This is a genomic window from Enterococcus sp. AZ035 (assembly GCF_050548325.1).
GTDB classification, from domain to species: domain Bacteria; phylum Bacillota; class Bacilli; order Lactobacillales; family Enterococcaceae; genus Enterococcus; species Enterococcus faecalis.
In genome coordinates this window covers 1,730,955-1,746,974 of record NZ_CP172958.1, presented here as the reverse complement: position 1 = coordinate 1,746,974, position 16,020 = coordinate 1,730,955, and the positions used below count along the sequence as shown (strand labels likewise).

Genomic DNA, 16,020 nt, shown 5'->3' with positions numbered 1-16,020 from the left:
CAAGATTGGAGTGAGAGCATGACAGATATTATTGCACATCGAGGAAGTAAAGGCACCCATCCTGAAAATACGTGTATTGCTTTCAGAGAGGCTGTTCGTGTTGGTGCTGAAGGAATTGAATTAGACGTTCACCTATCTAAAGATGGTTATTTAATCGTTATGCATGATGAAACAGTGGATCGTACGACAGATGGTCATGGTGAAATCCAACAGTTAACATTAAACGAATTAAAACAACTAGATGCTGGAAGCTGGTTTCAGAAAAATCCTTCTGTTCAATGTGTTCCAACATTGGAAGATGTTTTAAATTGTCTTGTAGAAGAACAATTCAATGGTTTTTTGAATATTGAACTTAAAACCGATATTATCCATTATGAAGGAATTGAGAAAAAAATCGTCCAACAAATGAAGCAAAAAAACTGGCCGTTTCGTTATTTATATTCCAGTTTTTATTTTCCAAGTTTAGTTAAATTAAAAAAAGCTGATCCTAAGACAGAAATTGCCTTTATTTATGAATCTGCAGAGGATTTAAGTCAAGCGGGACCGGCATTCGCGCTTGTCGATAGTTTACATCCAAAAATGTCTTGGGTGTTGGCTCATGAAAAAGAACTTATCACAATTGGCAAACCGCTGCGGCCGTGGACTGTTAATCGGATGGAAGAAATGGAAAATTGTTTTCAGCTAAAATTGGCGGGTGTTCATACTGATTTTCCTGAGGAAGCAAAATTTGCTCGTCAAAATTGGCAAGAAGAAGGAGAAACATAATTGGAGAAAGTATTAGTTATTGTAGGACCCACTGCGGTGGGGAAAACAGCATTAAGTATTGCTTTAGCAAAAAAATTTAATGGTGAAATTATTAGCGGTGACTCCATGCAAGTTTATCGCTCGTTAGACATTGGCACCGCTAAAGTCACAGAAACAGAAAAAGAAGGAATTCCTCACTATTTAATTGATTGCCGTGAAGTCAGCGAAACATATTCTGCCGCTGATTTTCAGAAAGAGGGTCGTCAAAAAATCAAAGAAATTACTGAAAAAGGGAAACTACCAATTATCGTTGGAGGAACAGGTTTGTATATTCAATCACTCCTTTATGATTTTCAACTAGGAAGTCGTGAGATAGATGACTCGCCTGAAATTAGAGAAACGTACAATTTATTTGCGGAAGAAAAAGGGAATCAAGCCTTATGGCTGTTATTACAACAAAAGGATCCTCTAGCGGCTAACAGCATCCATTTTAATAATCGCAAAAAAGTGATTCGTGCGTTAGAGGTCTTTGATAAAACCGGTTATAGTATTTTGACCCCGAAGGAAAAACCAGCTCGTCTCTATGATTATTATTTGTTAGGTTTGGAAACAGATCGCGCTTTATTGTATGAGCGTATTAATCAGCGGGTGGATCAAATGATGACAGAAGGGCTGTTGGAAGAAGCAAAACAGATGTTTCAGCAACCACATGCACAAGCAGCTCAAGGTATTGGCTATAAAGAATTTTTCCCGTATTTTTCTGGTGAACAATCATTAGAGATGGCGGTTGAAACAGTCAAACAGCAATCGCGGCGATATGCCAAACGTCAATTGACTTGGTTTAGAAATCGAATGGCTGCGCATTGGTGGAATTTGGTTCAGCAGCCAACAGATTTGCCCAAGTTGGAAAAAGAAGTAGCGGAATGGCTACAACAGAAGGAGAGTGAGTAGGCGATGACCACTCATGAAAAAGTGATTCTAGTAGGAGTTGAAACGGAAAAAAATTATCAGACATTTTCTGCATCAATGGAAGAACTGGCGAATTTAACGGAAACCGCTAATGGAGAAGTGGTGTTTGTTTTAACGCAAAAACGACCACAAGTCGATCGACAAACCGTAATCGGTAAGGGGAAATTGGAAGAATTAATTCAATTAACAGATGCCTATGAAGCGGATCTTGTGATTTTTAATCATGAGCTCACACCGCGTCAAAATCAACTGTTATCTGAAGCGTTAGCTGTACGAGTAATTGATCGTGTACAATTAATTTTGGATATCTTTGCTTTGCGTGCGCGCTCCAAAGAAGGAAAGTTACAAGTTGAATTAGCACAATTGGATTATTTATTGCCTCGCTTGGCTGGCCAAGGAAAACAGTTGTCCCGACTTGGAGGAGGTATTGGGACACGCGGGCCTGGTGAAACGAAATTAGAGTCGGACCGCCGCCACATTCGGAATAAAATCTTAGGCATCCGTCGTGAGTTAAAAGAAGTCACTGCTCATCGTGAACGAAGCCGCCAGAAAAGACAAAATTCAGAACTATTTCAAATTGGCTTGATTGGTTATACCAATGCTGGCAAATCAACTATTCTCAACATGTTGACAACAGCAGGAACTTATTCAGAGGATCAATTGTTTGCAACGTTAGATCCTTTAACCAAAAAATGGCAATTGCCTCAAGGCATGGAAGTTACGCTGACCGATACGGTTGGCTTCATTCAAGATTTACCAACACAGCTGATTGAAGCCTTTCAGTCGACATTGGAAGAAAGTCGGACGATGGATTTACTGCTCCATGTGGTGGATGCAAGTGCGCCAGATCGTTTACAACATGAACGCACAGTTCAAACATTGATGAAAGAATTAGCGTTGGAAAATATTCCGTGCTTGACGGTTTATAATAAAAGAGATCAAGTGGACAGTAAAGAATTTGTCCCAACCTTATTTCCCAATGTATTGATCTCAACTAAAATTTCTGAAGATAAAGAACGACTGGTTCAAGCTATCCGTGCCCAAATGATGGAATTACTCGAGCCTTATCAATTAGAAATTAGCCCAACTGACGGACAACTATTAAGTGAACTTCGCCGGATGACACTAATGATTTCAGAAGAATATACTGAAAATGAAAATCGGTATATCGTGAAAGGCTTTGCGAAAAAAAAGTCTAAATGGTTGGCTGAATCCGAAAAAGAATAAAAAATGGTAAGTTGATTAGAAATGATTTGTAAAAACAAATCATTTCTATTTTTTTGATTAGTAGGAGAAAATCAGCCGTGAAAAGATGGAAAAGTCCATATTTATCAGGTTTTTTGTTTTATGTTAGAAAATCTAACATAAGTTCTTGACAATTTGTCATTCTATTGTTATTCTAAGAAATAACTAAGAGAGGAGGATGGAGATGAGAGAAAAAGAGTTACGCCGTTCCATGTCAGTTTTTCCAATTGGTACAGTTATGAAACTAACGGATTTGACCGCTCGACAAATTCGCTACTATGAAGAACAGGGATTGATTCATCCAGAACGTAGTGAGGGCAACCGACGCATGTATTCTTTAAATGATATTGATGTTTTGTTAGAAATTAAAGATTATTTATCTGATGGATTGAACATGGCAGGGATTAAGCGTGTGTATGAAATGAAATTAGAGGAACAAAAAAACACCGCCGAGGCAACTCGTCCGTTAACCGATGCAGATGTTCGTCAGATTTTATACGACGAAATCCTTTCGCAAGGAGGACTTACTCAGCAAAATCCGTTCCAATCGAATGTACCAAGGCTTTAACGTTTCAGCAGCCAATAAAAATGAAGGATGGGGATCAGACCGATGACAAGAAAAGCCAAAACGGCAGAAGAGATTAAACATATTGCAGAAGAGGAAAACGTACGTTTTTTACGACTAATGTTTACCGACATTATGGGAACAATTAAAAATGTTGAAGTTCCTGTGAGTCAGCTAGATAAAGTATTAGATAATAAAATGATGTTTGATGGGTCATCCATTGAAGGATTCGTTCGTATCGAAGAAAGTGACATGTATTTATACCCTGACCTATCTACATGGATGATTTTTCCGTGGGAAAGCGACCATGGAAAAGTTGCGCGCTTAATTTGTGATATTTACAATCCTGATGGTACCCCTTTTGCCGGAGATCCCCGCGGTAATTTAAAACGCGCCTTAGCAGATATGAAAGAATTAGGCTTTACTTCTTTTAACTTAGGACCAGAACCAGAATTTTTCCTATTTAAATTAGATGAGAATGGTGAAATTACCACTGACTTGAATGATAAAGGTGGCTATTTTGATTTTGCACCAACCGATTTAGGTGAAAATTGTCGCCGTGATATTGTTTTAGAGTTAGAAAGTTTAGGCTTTGAAGTGGAAGCTTCACATCATGAAGTAGCACCTGGTCAACATGAAATTGACTTTAAATATGCTGATGTAGTTGATGCTTGTGACAATATTCAAACGTTCAAATTAGTTGTGAAAACTATTGCGCGTAAACATGGCTTGCATGCAACATTTATGCCAAAACCTTTGTTTGGAATTAATGGTTCTGGTATGCACTGCAATATGTCATTATTTAATGAAGAAGGTAATGTTTTTTATGACGAGTCAGGAGAGATGGGCTTAAGCCAAACTGCGTATCATTTCTTAGGTGGTTTATTAAAACATGCCCGTGCCTATACTGCGGTATGTAACCCAACAGTGAACTCTTATAAACGCTTGGTACCAGGTTATGAAGCACCTGTTTATGTAGCTTGGAGCGGCAGAAATCGTTCACCACTCATTCGAGTTCCTGAATCTCGTGGTTTATCGACTCGTTTAGAATTACGTTCTGTCGATCCTTCAGCGAATCCGTATTTAACAATGGCTGTCTTATTACAAGCAGGTTTGGATGGTATTCGTAATGAACTTACACCACCGCCAGCAGTTGATCGTAACATTTATGTGATGAATGAGGAAGAACGTCAACATGCACAAATTGAAGATTTGCCATCAACCTTACACAATGCCATCAAAGAATTACGTAAAGATCAAGTAATGATTGATGCATTAGGTCGTCATATTTTTGCCAATTTTGTAGAAGCGAAACGAATGGAATGGGCAGCCTTCCGTCAAACCGTTTCTGAATGGGAAAGAGAACAATATTTGGAGTTGTACTAAAAGCCGTTACTTTTAATAATCTTAATGTTTAGAAAGAGGAAGATAAGTCGAAACGCTTATCTTCCTCTTTCGTTCTTTAGTTTGTGAATGAATAGATAATTTCTATTTCACAAAATAAAGTAATTTTAATTCAGTGAAATAGTTTGTTTATAGGGGAAAAAGGGGGTTTTTCTCAATTTCTCTTTTATTTTTAAGCAAAAAAATTGACAAAATCTTTCAAAATTTGTGAAATTCCGCTATAATAAACAAGAATATGCGTGCAACTATTCTATTTTTTAGATATAAAGGATGAGAAAAACATGCGGAAAATGAAAACAATGGATGGGAATGCAGCAGCAGCTTATATTTCCTATGCTTTTACAGAATTAGCAGCCATTTATCCAATAACACCAAGTTCAACGATGGCTGAACTTGTTGATCAGTGGTCGGCCGAAGGTAAGAAAAATATCTTTGGTCAACCTGTGAAAGTAGTCGAAATGCAATCGGAAGCTGGTGCTGCCGGCGTGGTCCATGGCTCTTTAAAAACAGGCGCGCTTACCACGACCTATACGGCTTCACAAGGGTTACTTTTAATGATTCCTAATATGTACAAAATAGCTGGAGAACTATTACCATCTGTTTTTCATGTGGCGAGCCGAGCTTTAACTACGAATGCTTTAAATATTTTTGGTGATCAAGGAGACGTAATGGCCGCACGCCAAACAGGCTTTGCTATGTTGTCAGAAAGCAGTGTGCAAGAAGTGATGGATTTGGCACCAGTGGCTCACTTGGCTTCGATTGAAGCGAGTGTTCCATTTATGAACTTTTTTGATGGCTTTAGAACAAGTCATGAAATTCAAAAAGTGGCAGTTCTTGACTATGAAGAATTAGCACCCTTAGTAAATCAAGAGAAATTAGCCGAATTCCATCGTCGGAGCATGAATCCGAATCACCCTTCCGTTAGTGGAATGAACCAAAATCCAGATATTCACTTTCAACAACGAGAAACAATAAATCCTTATTATGAAAAATTACCTGGTATTGTTCAAAAATATATGACAGAAATTAACCGGTTACGGGGAACCAATTATGATTTAGTGACGTATTATGGCGCAGAAGATGCAGAAGAAGTGATCGTTACAATGGGTTCAGTTGCGCAAACAATTGAACAGACTGTTGATTATTTACAACAACAAGGAAGAAAAGTTGGCTTTCTTAATGTCCATCTCTATCGACCATTTCCAATTGAAACATTTCTCGAAAAAGTACCTCAATCAGTTAAAGCAATTGCTGTCTTGGATCGGACGAAAGAGCCCGGTGCTGGTGGTGAACCGTTATTATTGGATGTCCAAAGTGCGATGTATGAAGCGGACATTCGCCCAACAATTATTGGTGGGCGCTATGGGTTAGGTTCTAAAGATGTACTGCCAAATCAAATTGTTGCGGTTTTTGATGAATTAATGAAAGAACGTTCTGCCATGAAGAAGCGCTTTACAATTGGGATTGATGATGATTTAACTTATACTTCATTAGAAGTTGGCAAACCACTTGATTTGACGAATCCGAAAACCTATCAAGCTAAATTTTGGGGCTTTGGTTCTGATGGGACAGTAGGGGCGAACAAGTCAGCGATTAAGATTATCGGTGATCATACAGACAAGTATGCTCAAGGCTTTTTCTATTATGATTCAAAAAAATCAGGCGGGTTGACCGTTTCTCATTTACGTTTTGGCGAGACACCCATTCGTTCAACGTACCTCATTGAACATTCTGATTTTGTGGCCTGTCATACAGCCGCTTATTTGCATACCTATGATTTAGTAAAAGGGTTAAAAAAGGGCGGTACTTTCCTCTTAAATACCATTTGGAATGATGAACAACTAGCACGATTTTTACCAAATCAATTAAAACGGTATCTAGCTGAAAATGAGATTCAGTTTTATACAATCAATGCAGTGAAATTAGCTAGTGAAGTCGGACTAGGTGGGCGAATTAATACCGCGATGGAAACAGCTTTCTTCAAATTAGCGGAAATTATGCCTTTTGAGCAAGTGTTGCCAATTTTAAAAGAAGAAGCACTGAAAAGTTATGGTCATAAGTCCATGAAAGTTGTCGAAAAAAATATTCAAGCAATCGATAAGACCGTTGAATTGTTGCATCAGGTACCTGTTCCAGCAGAGTGGAGAACGCTTGAAGTTCAACCGCGAAAACGTTCAGAAAATGTTAGTGATTTTGTTCATGAAATTGTTGAACCGATTAATCGTCAAGAAGGGAATGCGTTATCTGTTGCGACACTAGCGAAAAATGGGATGACAGATGGGCGGATGCCTTTGGGAACTGCGGCAGTTGAAAAACGTGGAGTTGCATTAGAAGTACCTGAGTGGATTAGCGATCGATGTACTATGTGTAATGAGTGTGCCTTTGTATGTCCTCATGCGGCGATACGACCATTCTTAGCCGATGAAGAAGAAATGACTGAAGCGCCAGAAGGATTCATTGTGCGTGATTTACGTGGTGCCGACGGCTTGAAGTATCGTATCCAAGTCTCAGTCAAAGATTGTACTGGCTGTGGTCTTTGTGTTGAAGCCTGTCCAGCTAAAGGGAAAGCTTTAGTAATGAAACCTTATGAAGAAGAAAAAGAGCAGGCTATGAACTGGGCGTTTGCTATGACGTTACGTCAAAAGGAAAACCCAGCAAAACCGAATACTGTTTTAGGTTCGCAATTTAATAAACCTTTATTAGAGTTTTCTGGTGCTTGTTCTGGTTGCGGCGAAACGCCTTATGTTAAATTATTGACGCAAATGTTTGGTGACCGAATGCTGATTGCTAATGCAACAGGTTGCTCATCGATTTGGGGTGCTGCAGCGGGTGTGACACCTTACACTACTAATGAACAAGGACAAGGTCCAGCTTGGTCAAATTCTCTTTTAGAGGATAATGCCGAGTTTGGTTACGGCATGTTGTTAGCAACGCAAGCGCGTCGCGAACGTTTAGCTAGTAAAATGACCAAAGCTTTTTCTGTAGCCAGTGATTCTTTACGTTTATTGATGGAAGATTGGATAGCACATCTGTCCGAAAGTGAAGGTACGCAACAACGTGCAGCTAAATTACGTGCAGCTTTGCTTGAAGAAAAAACGAATCAACCTTTATTGGAAGCAATTTATGACGATCAAGATCTTTTTGTTAAACCAAGTCAGTGGATGATTGGTGGAGACGGCTGGGCTTACGATATTGGCTACGGCGGTATTGACCACGTGTTAGCTAGTGGCGCGGATGTAAATATGTTAGTTCTAGATAATGAAGTCTATTCCAATACAGGTGGCCAAACTTCCAAAGCAACTCCGGCATCAGCGATTGCGAAATTTGCTGCCAGTGGGAAGTATGCCTCTAAAAAAGATTTAGGGATGATGGCAATGACTTATGAAAATGTCTATGTCGCTCAAATTGCCTCAGGTGCAAACCAAATGCAGACGATTAAAGCTTTTGAAGAAGCAGAAAAATTCCCTGGACCATCGATTATTATTGCTTATACACCATGTATTACACATGGTTTAGCAGGTGGGATGAGTCAAACGTTGAAAGAAGCGAAAGACGCGGTTCATTCAGGTTACTGGTCTTTATATCGCTATAATCCATTATTGCGAGAAAAAGGCAAAGAACCAATGATATTGGATTTCAAAAAACCAGATTTTTCATTAATGAAAGAGTTTATGCGCCAACAAGTTCGCTTTGCGTCCTTAGAATCCAGTCAACCAGATACAGCGGAATTGTTATTTAATAAAACAATTAATGATGCTAAGAGACGGTTCTATAATTATGCTCGTTTAGCTGGTCAAGAAGAAAAAATTCGAGCAAAACTTGAAAAACAAAGTGAACCAGAAATAAATACGCCAGAGAACGAGAAGCCACGAGTGAAAAAAGAACGCGTAGTTGATCCGGAAGCGGAAGCAAGAAGGGCTGCCCGCCGCGCAGAACGAGCAGCCAAGAGAAAACAACGTGAGCAAGATTAAATAGAAGTCAAAAAAACGTGTCTGAGCTTTTTGCTTAGACACGTTTTTTAGTTAGAAATGCGATTTTTTGATGAAAAATTTCAAGTTATTTGAAAAAGTTCCTAAATTTTTTTGATGTTTCCGCTTGCGTTCTGTGATGAAAGAAAATAATGTGGTATACTTGTTAGGAAATCTTGAGAGAGAAGTGAGGGGTATGATGTCGTTTCAATTGAATCAATTATTAGATTTGAATTATTGGCAGCAAGTCATCTCAACGGATTTCTTATCTAAGGATTTTGTTATCAATATCATAGATATCCTAGTCGTATGGTACCTCGTTTACAAATTAATCATGCTTGTTCGTGGAACAAAAGCAGTCCAACTATTAAAAGGTGTCGCTGTTTTTATCATTATCCGCATTCTAAGTGAGATAATTGGTCTACATACATTATCTTGGTTAATGAATCAAGTCATCATGTATGGTGTAATCGCCGCGGTTGTTATTTTTCAACCAGAAGTGCGAAGAGGGCTGGAACATCTAGGGAGAAGTTCGTTTTTCCGCCCGAATAAAGGTGCGCAACAAGAAGATGAGCGTATTATTCAGGCCTTTGACAAAGCCATTCAGTACATGTCAAAACGGAAAATTGGTGCTTTGATAACCATTGAACGCAATACCGGTTTAGATGAATACATTGAGACAGGTATTGATTTGGATGCCGATATTACTGGTGAATTACTGATTAATATTTTCATTCCAAATACACCACTACATGATGGTGCAGTGATTATCAAAAATGAAAAAATTGCTGTTGCTAGTGCGTATTTACCGCTATCAGAAAGCAATTTAATTCCAAAAGAATTTGGAACGCGCCATAGAGCCGCAGTCGGTATCAGTGAAGTCAGTGACGCCATTACGATTGTTGTTTCTGAAGAAACTGGTGACGTTAGTTTGACATTGAACAATGAATTAATTCCTGGTCTAACGCAAGAAGAGTATTTAACAATTTTGCGTAAGGAGTTAATTTCGGAATCATCGGAAGATAAAAAAAGTGCTTTGCAGCATTTTATCGATGATGTAACAAAGGGGGTTAAACGCAAATGAGAAAAGCCTCCCAAAAAAGCTGGTTTAATGGTTTGCTTTCATTGCTGTTTGCATTGTTGTTATTTTTTAATGCCAATGCAACAGGCAATAATCCCTCCAATTCAGGTTCAAGCCAAACGTATAGTGAGACATTGAATAATATTCCTGTCCAAGTCCAATACGATAAAGACAAATATTATGTCTCTGGATTTGAAGAGAGTGTAAATGTTCATTTACGTAGTGCGAACCGCATTCAATTAAACATGGAATCAAATGCTGACACACGAAATTTCCAAGTGGTCGCAGACTTAACCAAATTGCCATTAGGAACTTCGGAAGTGCCTTTGACAGTTCGGGGACTAAGTTCTGCTGTTACAGCTGAAATTGAACCGAAAACAGTGACTGTAACGATTGAAAAGAGAGTAACAAAAAAATTCGATGTAGAAGCACAACTTTCTGATAACATTGAAAAAGAAGGTTATAAAGTAAAAAATATTTCTGTAGATCCAAAAACTGTAGAAGTAACAACTGGAGAAGAAACAGCAAAAGCAATTGACAAAGTGATTGCGCCAGTCTCAAGTGCCAAACAAACAATTGATACGATTAAACAAACGGTAAATGTCCAAGCGCTAGATGCCAAAGGTCAAGTCCTAAGTATCGAAAATCCAGCACCACAAGTCAAAGTAACAGTAGGCTTAACTGCGCCAACAAAAGATGTACCACTGAATGTTAGTATGACAGGTACGCCACCTGCTGGGATCGCTCATTACAATTATAGTTTATCAACGTACCAAGTTAGGGTCAGTGGCCCGCAATCAATTTTAGATACGCTAGAATCAATTGAAGTACCGGTAGATATTTCTGATATTCGCAAAGAAACAAAACAATCAGTGACTATTCCTGTTAATGGAGAATACGTAGTTACACCAGATGAGGTTGACGTTTCTTTGACCCCCGTGTACAATCAACAACAGTCATCAAATACAAATGAAACTTCAGGGGAACCTGCAAGTTCAACAACGGTTGGCTCAGGTAGCCAAGCAGTACAACCAAGTACATCCAGTCAAGTAGAATCAAATACTTCTGAAACAACAAGTGAGGGATCAACAGTAGAAAGTACAACTGCTGGTTCAACTGAAAATACAGAGAATCAAGTGACTAAGGAGAATCAAAATGGGTAAATATTTTGGAACAGATGGTGTAAGAGGAATTGCAAATAAGGAGTTAACACCTGAATTAGCTTTTAAATTAGGGCGTTACGGTGGTTATGTGTTGAGTCAACATGAAGATAGTTCAAGAAAACCTCGTGTTCTCGTAGGCCGCGATACACGTATTTCAGGTGAGATGTTGGAACAAGCATTGATTGCTGGGTTATTATCAGTCGGGATTGAAGTTTTCCAATTAGGGGTGATTTCAACACCTGGTGTAGCATATCTTACTCGTTTACAAAAAGCATCCGCTGGCGTAATGATTTCAGCTTCACATAATCCTGCGGAAGACAATGGGATTAAGTTTTTTGGGGCAGACGGCTTCAAATTAGTAGACGATCAAGAAGCAGAAATTGAAGCATTGTTAGACGCAGAAGAAGACACCTTACCAAGACCTTCTGCTGAAGGCTTAGGCTCATTAGATGAATTTCCAGAAGGCTTACTAAAATATTCACAATTTTTAGTTCAAAGTATTCCTGGCGATTTAGCAGATATGACTGTTTGTTTAGATGCGGCCAACGGAGCAACTGCAACAGCAGTCAATCGTGTCTTCGCGGATTTAGAGACAGATTTCTATACAATGGGAACAAGTCCTAATGGATTGAATATCAATGATGGTGTGGGTTCCACTCATCCTGAAGCTTTGGCAGAAATGGTTGTTGAAAAAGGCGCAGATGCTGGTTTGGCTTTCGATGGCGACGGCGATAGAATTATTGCGGTCGATGAATTAGGACGAATTATCGATGGTGATAAAATCATGTATATTTGTGCCAAGTATTTAGCTGAGAAAAAACGTTTGAAAAAAGATACAATCGTTACAACGGTGATGAGTAATCTAGGTTTCCATAAAGCTGTAGAAGAAATTGGCTTAAAAGATGTGGTAACGCAAGTGGGTGATCGTTATGTTGTAGAAGAAATGCGTAAAAATGATTACAATTTTGGTGGCGAACAATCTGGTCACATGATCTTTTTAGATTACAACACAACAGGTGATGGCATGCTTTCAGGGATTCAATTGTTGAATGTTATGAAGCAAACGGGCAAAAAATTATCTGAATTAGCGGATGAAGTGACGATTTATCCACAAAAATTAGTCAATATTCGTGTCACAGATAAAAATGGTGCAATGGAAGTTCCGGCAATCAAAGCAGTTGTCGAACAAGCAGAAGCAGAAATGAATGGCGAAGGTCGTATTTTAGTTCGTCCTTCTGGAACAGAACCATTGTTACGTGTGATGGCCGAAGCGCCAACACAAGAAAAAGTTGATTATTACGTTGATAAAATTGCTGAAGTAGTACGTGCAGAAATCGGCGTTGAATAAGAACCAATTAGAAACCAGACACTTAATGCTAGCTTGCGTTAAGTGTCTGGTTTCTTTGTTGGAAATCAAAAAAAGAAAATAGCTAATAAGCTCCGTCTATCATTGACATAGAGCGGTTAAAAGGGTACTATTTTAGAAGTAAGATGCACCGCGTATCTTCTTTTTTTATTTGATAAAATCAAGAAGGGAGCGGCTGTAAATCAATGGAGTTATAGAATGGAGGAGCGAAATGAAAGAAAAAATGTCCGTCAAGACAATTGTAGCAATTGGAATTGGCTCTGCAGTTTTTGTTATTTTAGGTCGATTCGTTGTAATTCCAACTGGAATTCCTAATACGAACTTAGAAACGTCGTATCCATTTCTTGCTTTAATGTCAGTTGTTTTTGGACCAGTAGCTGGAGGGCTAATTGGTTTGATCGGTCACACGTTAAAAGATTTTACCACGTATGGTAGCGCTTGGTGGAGCTGGATTATTTGTTCAGGAATTATTGGTATTATTTTTGGCTTCGCTGGTCGTAAAATGGATCTTCAACATGGTGAATTCACAACAAATGACATGGTGCGTTTCAATATTTTCCAAGCCTTTGGCAATATCGTCGTTTGGGGCTTAATCGCGCCTAGCTTGGATATTTTGATTTATAGTGAACCCGCAAGTAAAGTGTTTACACAAGGCGTATTCGCGACTGTTTCAAATATTGTCGCTGTGGGGATTATTGGAACATTGTTGATGAAAGCTTATGCATCAACAAGAACAAAGAAAGGCAGTTTATCAAAAGATTAAGAAACTGTCGAAATAATTTAAATGGTTAAGGGTCTGCCCTAGTAATTACTTTGCTAATGCTCAGACCCTTTCTTTTATGGAGAAACTGAGGTGAGGCCGAATGAAAAAACCAATCATTACTTTTAATAATTTTTCCTTTCAATATCATAGCCAATCTGAACCAACATTAAAGGGGATTCAATTAACCATCTATGAAGGAGAAAAGGTTTTAATCGTTGGGCCTAGTGGTAGTGGTAAATCAACATTGGCGCAATGTATCAACGGGTTAATTCCCAATATTTATGAAGGTGAGATTCAAGGAACAGCTACGGTTGCTGGTAAAAATATCCAAGAAACAAGTCTATTTGATTTGTCTTTTGATGTAGGAACTGTTTTACAAGATACCGATGGGCAGTTTATCGGTTTAACGGTTGCTGAGGATATTGCTTTTGCTTTAGAAAACGATGCAGTTGAACAAGCAGAAATGAAAAAAGCGGTTCAGAAATGGTCCGAGATTGTTGAGCTGAATCAGTTATTGCAACACCGTCCACAAGATTTGTCAGGTGGTCAAAAACAACGTGTATCTATGGCGGGCGTTCTAATTAACCAATCAAAAATTTTACTTTTTGATGAACCTTTGGCTAATCTTGACCCACGAGCGGGACAAGAAACAATGACTTTGATTGACACCATTCAACAAGAAACAAAAGCGACTGTTTTAATAATAGAACATCGCTTAGAGGACGTTCTTTGCGAATCAGTTGATCGAATTATTGTCATGAATGAGGGCACAATTATTTCTGATACAACGCCAGATGAATTGTTACGTCAAGATACGTTGACCCAACAAGGGATTCGTGAACCTTTGTACGTTACAGCCATGAAATATGCTGGGATTGATTTAACACAAGTTAGTCATTTAGACAAATTAGCCGAAGTATCAGGCGAAACGGTTTTGCCTAAAATGACACAGTGGTCTGTCCAACCTAGTTCAGTTAGTGCAGTCAAAGGAGCTGAACTATTACGTTTGGAACAAGTGTCCTATCAATATGATCGTCACGGTGAAAAAGTGTTAGATGACTTCTCAGTAACTATTCATCATGGAGAAATGATCAGCATTGTAGGAAAAAATGGTGCCGGGAAGTCTACACTTTCTAAAATAATTTGCGGGTTCATCACGCCTCAATCTGGCAAGATTTTATGGGAAGGACAGGATTTTTCCAATTATTCAATCAAAGAACGTGCAGATAAAATTGGTTATGTGATGCAAAATCCCAATCAAATGATTTCTAAAAAAATGATTTTTGAAGAAGTAGCTTTAGGATTAGTTTTACGAGATGTGCCACAAGCAGAAATTGAGGAACGTGTGACGAATATTTTACATATTTGTGGGCTGTATCCCTTCCGGAACTGGCCGATTTCTGCGTTGAGTTTTGGGCAGAAAAAACGGGTAACTATTGCATCAATCTTAGTTTTAGAACCTGAATTATTAATTTTAGATGAACCAACAGCTGGGCAAGATTTTAAACATTATACAGAAATGATGACATTTTTAGAAGAATTGAACCGCTTAGGTGTGACTATTTTAATGATCACTCACGATATGCACTTAATGTTGGAATATACAACACGTGCGTTAGTAGTTTGTGATGGACGTTTACTAGCAGATGCGACTCCAGTTGCTGTTTTAACAGATGAAAAATTAATTCAAGCAGCTTCTTTAAAAGAAACAAGCTTGTTTACCTTTGCTAAAGCGTTAGGCTTGGAAAATCCCTTGCTATTTACGGAAAAATTTGTTGCTTACGATCGTGAGGTGCGTTTTGGATGAGTGAACGACAAATGTTAGGCTATCATCCTGATTCAACCTGGATTCATCGCTTAAACGGCACAAGCAAATTAGTCTTTTTAATCGTTGTCTCTGTGGCTTGTATGACCACGTATGATACTCGTTATCTGTTAGGAATGTCTGTGGTTTCGCTTGTTTTGTTAAAATTATCAAATATTAAATGGCATCAAATATCTTTTGTTATTAAATTTATTGCTATTTTTTCTTTGTTAAATATCTTAACGGTTTACCTTTTTGCACCTGAATATGGGGTTGATTTATATCAATCACGTACCGTGATTTGGGAAGGAATCGGACGGTTTACTTTGACACAAGAAGAATTATTTTATGAATTTAATTTAGTTTTAAAATATTTCTGTACGATTCCGTTGGCATTAATCTTTTTATTAACAACAAATCCTAGTGAATTTGCCTCCAGCCTGAATCGAATTGGTGTGAGTTATCGGATTAGTTATGCAGTAGCGCTGGCTATTCGTTATATTCCCGATATCCAAGAAGATTTTTTTAATATTTCTTTAGCACAACAAGCGCGAGGGTATGAGATGTCAAAAAAGGGACGGTTAGGCCAACGAATCAAAGGCGTAGCACAAATCGTTTTACCCTTAATCCTATCTAGTTTAGATCGAATTGAAACTGTGAGTACCGCTATGGAATTAAGGCGTTTTGGTCAAAAGAAAAATCGAACGTGGTATGCGCAACAACCTTTTCATCTGCGTGATTTTTCGGTAATGATACTTGCCTTATGCTTATTAGGAATCAGTTTCTGGTTGTTCCATGTGAATGGTGGTCGGTTTTATAATCCATTCCAATAAATAACAAATTGATAAGGTTCTATAAATAGAACGGATATTTTTTTATTATTAAGAATCTAGTACTTTCTCTTACTATGAGTGTACTAGATTCTTTTTTTGCAACTTTAAAGAACTA

12 protein-coding genes are annotated in these 16,020 nt (G+C 38.3%); all 12 read left to right on the top strand.

Annotation, left to right across the window (positions count from 1 at the left end; translation table 11 throughout):
* The first annotated feature begins 18 nt into the window (after positions 1-18).
* The 12 genes from IGL32_RS08460 to IGL32_RS08405 all read left to right on the top strand — a co-directional run bounded on the left by IGL32_RS08460 (position 19) and on the right by IGL32_RS08405 (position 15,905).
* Positions 19-765 (top strand): glycerophosphodiester phosphodiesterase, encoded by a 747-nt coding sequence (locus tag IGL32_RS08460; RefSeq protein WP_002379601.1) that lies wholly within the window; start codon positions 19-21, stop codon positions 763-765.
* Entirely contained in the window at positions 766-1,695 is a 930-nt protein-coding gene (gene miaA / locus IGL32_RS08455; protein ID WP_002366931.1) for a tRNA (adenosine(37)-N6)-dimethylallyltransferase MiaA, read from the top strand.
* Positions 1,696-1,698: 3 nt separating this feature from the next.
* Positions 1,699-2,940 carry a GTPase HflX gene (gene hflX / locus IGL32_RS08450; protein WP_430600033.1) on the top strand — a complete coding sequence of 414 codons (1,242 nt, stop codon included), beginning with the start codon at positions 1,699-1,701 and terminating at the stop codon, positions 2,938-2,940.
* Positions 2,941-3,142: 202 nt separating this feature from the next.
* Entirely contained in the window at positions 3,143-3,526 is a 384-nt protein-coding gene (locus tag IGL32_RS08445; RefSeq protein WP_002388239.1) for a MerR family transcriptional regulator, read from the top strand.
* A 42-nt stretch (positions 3,527-3,568) separates the two neighbouring features.
* Positions 3,569-4,909 carry a type I glutamate--ammonia ligase gene (glnA, locus tag IGL32_RS08440; RefSeq protein ID WP_002356929.1) on the top strand — a complete coding sequence of 447 codons (1,341 nt, stop codon included), beginning with the start codon at positions 3,569-3,571 and terminating at the stop codon, positions 4,907-4,909.
* 257 nt (positions 4,910-5,166) lie between these two features.
* The gene (gene nifJ, locus IGL32_RS08435; protein WP_002383743.1) at positions 5,167-8,898 is read left to right on the top strand and encodes a pyruvate:ferredoxin (flavodoxin) oxidoreductase; all 3,732 of its coding nucleotides are present in this window, start codon (positions 5,167-5,169) and stop codon (positions 8,896-8,898) included.
* 196 nt (positions 8,899-9,094) lie between these two features.
* A complete protein-coding gene (cdaA, locus tag IGL32_RS08430) occupies positions 9,095-9,979 on the top strand; it encodes a diadenylate cyclase CdaA (RefSeq protein WP_002389035.1) in 885 nt (294 codons plus the stop codon).
* On the top strand, positions 9,976-11,139 hold the full coding sequence (locus IGL32_RS08425) for a CdaR family protein (RefSeq protein WP_002379597.1): 1,164 nt from the start codon (positions 9,976-9,978) through the stop codon (positions 11,137-11,139). The genes cdaA and IGL32_RS08425 overlap by 4 nt, the downstream gene beginning before the upstream one ends.
* Positions 11,132-12,487: a phosphoglucosamine mutase gene (gene glmM, locus IGL32_RS08420; protein WP_002356936.1), complete on the top strand. Its 1,356-nt coding sequence runs from the start codon at positions 11,132-11,134 to the stop codon at positions 12,485-12,487. Before IGL32_RS08425 ends, glmM begins: the two co-directional genes overlap by 8 nt.
* A gap of 229 nt (positions 12,488-12,716) precedes the next feature.
* Positions 12,717-13,268, top strand: a complete 552-nt coding sequence (locus IGL32_RS08415; protein WP_002356937.1) for an ECF-type riboflavin transporter substrate-binding protein — start codon at positions 12,717-12,719, stop codon at positions 13,266-13,268.
* A gap of 100 nt (positions 13,269-13,368) precedes the next feature.
* Positions 13,369-15,075: an ABC transporter ATP-binding protein gene (locus tag IGL32_RS08410; protein ID WP_002380507.1), complete on the top strand. Its 1,707-nt coding sequence runs from the start codon at positions 13,369-13,371 to the stop codon at positions 15,073-15,075.
* Positions 15,072-15,905, top strand: coding sequence for an energy-coupling factor transporter transmembrane component T family protein (locus IGL32_RS08405; RefSeq protein ID WP_002356939.1), 834 nt, complete (start codon positions 15,072-15,074; stop codon positions 15,903-15,905). The genes IGL32_RS08410 and IGL32_RS08405 overlap by 4 nt, the downstream gene beginning before the upstream one ends.
* Positions 15,906-16,020: the final 115 nt, after the last annotated feature.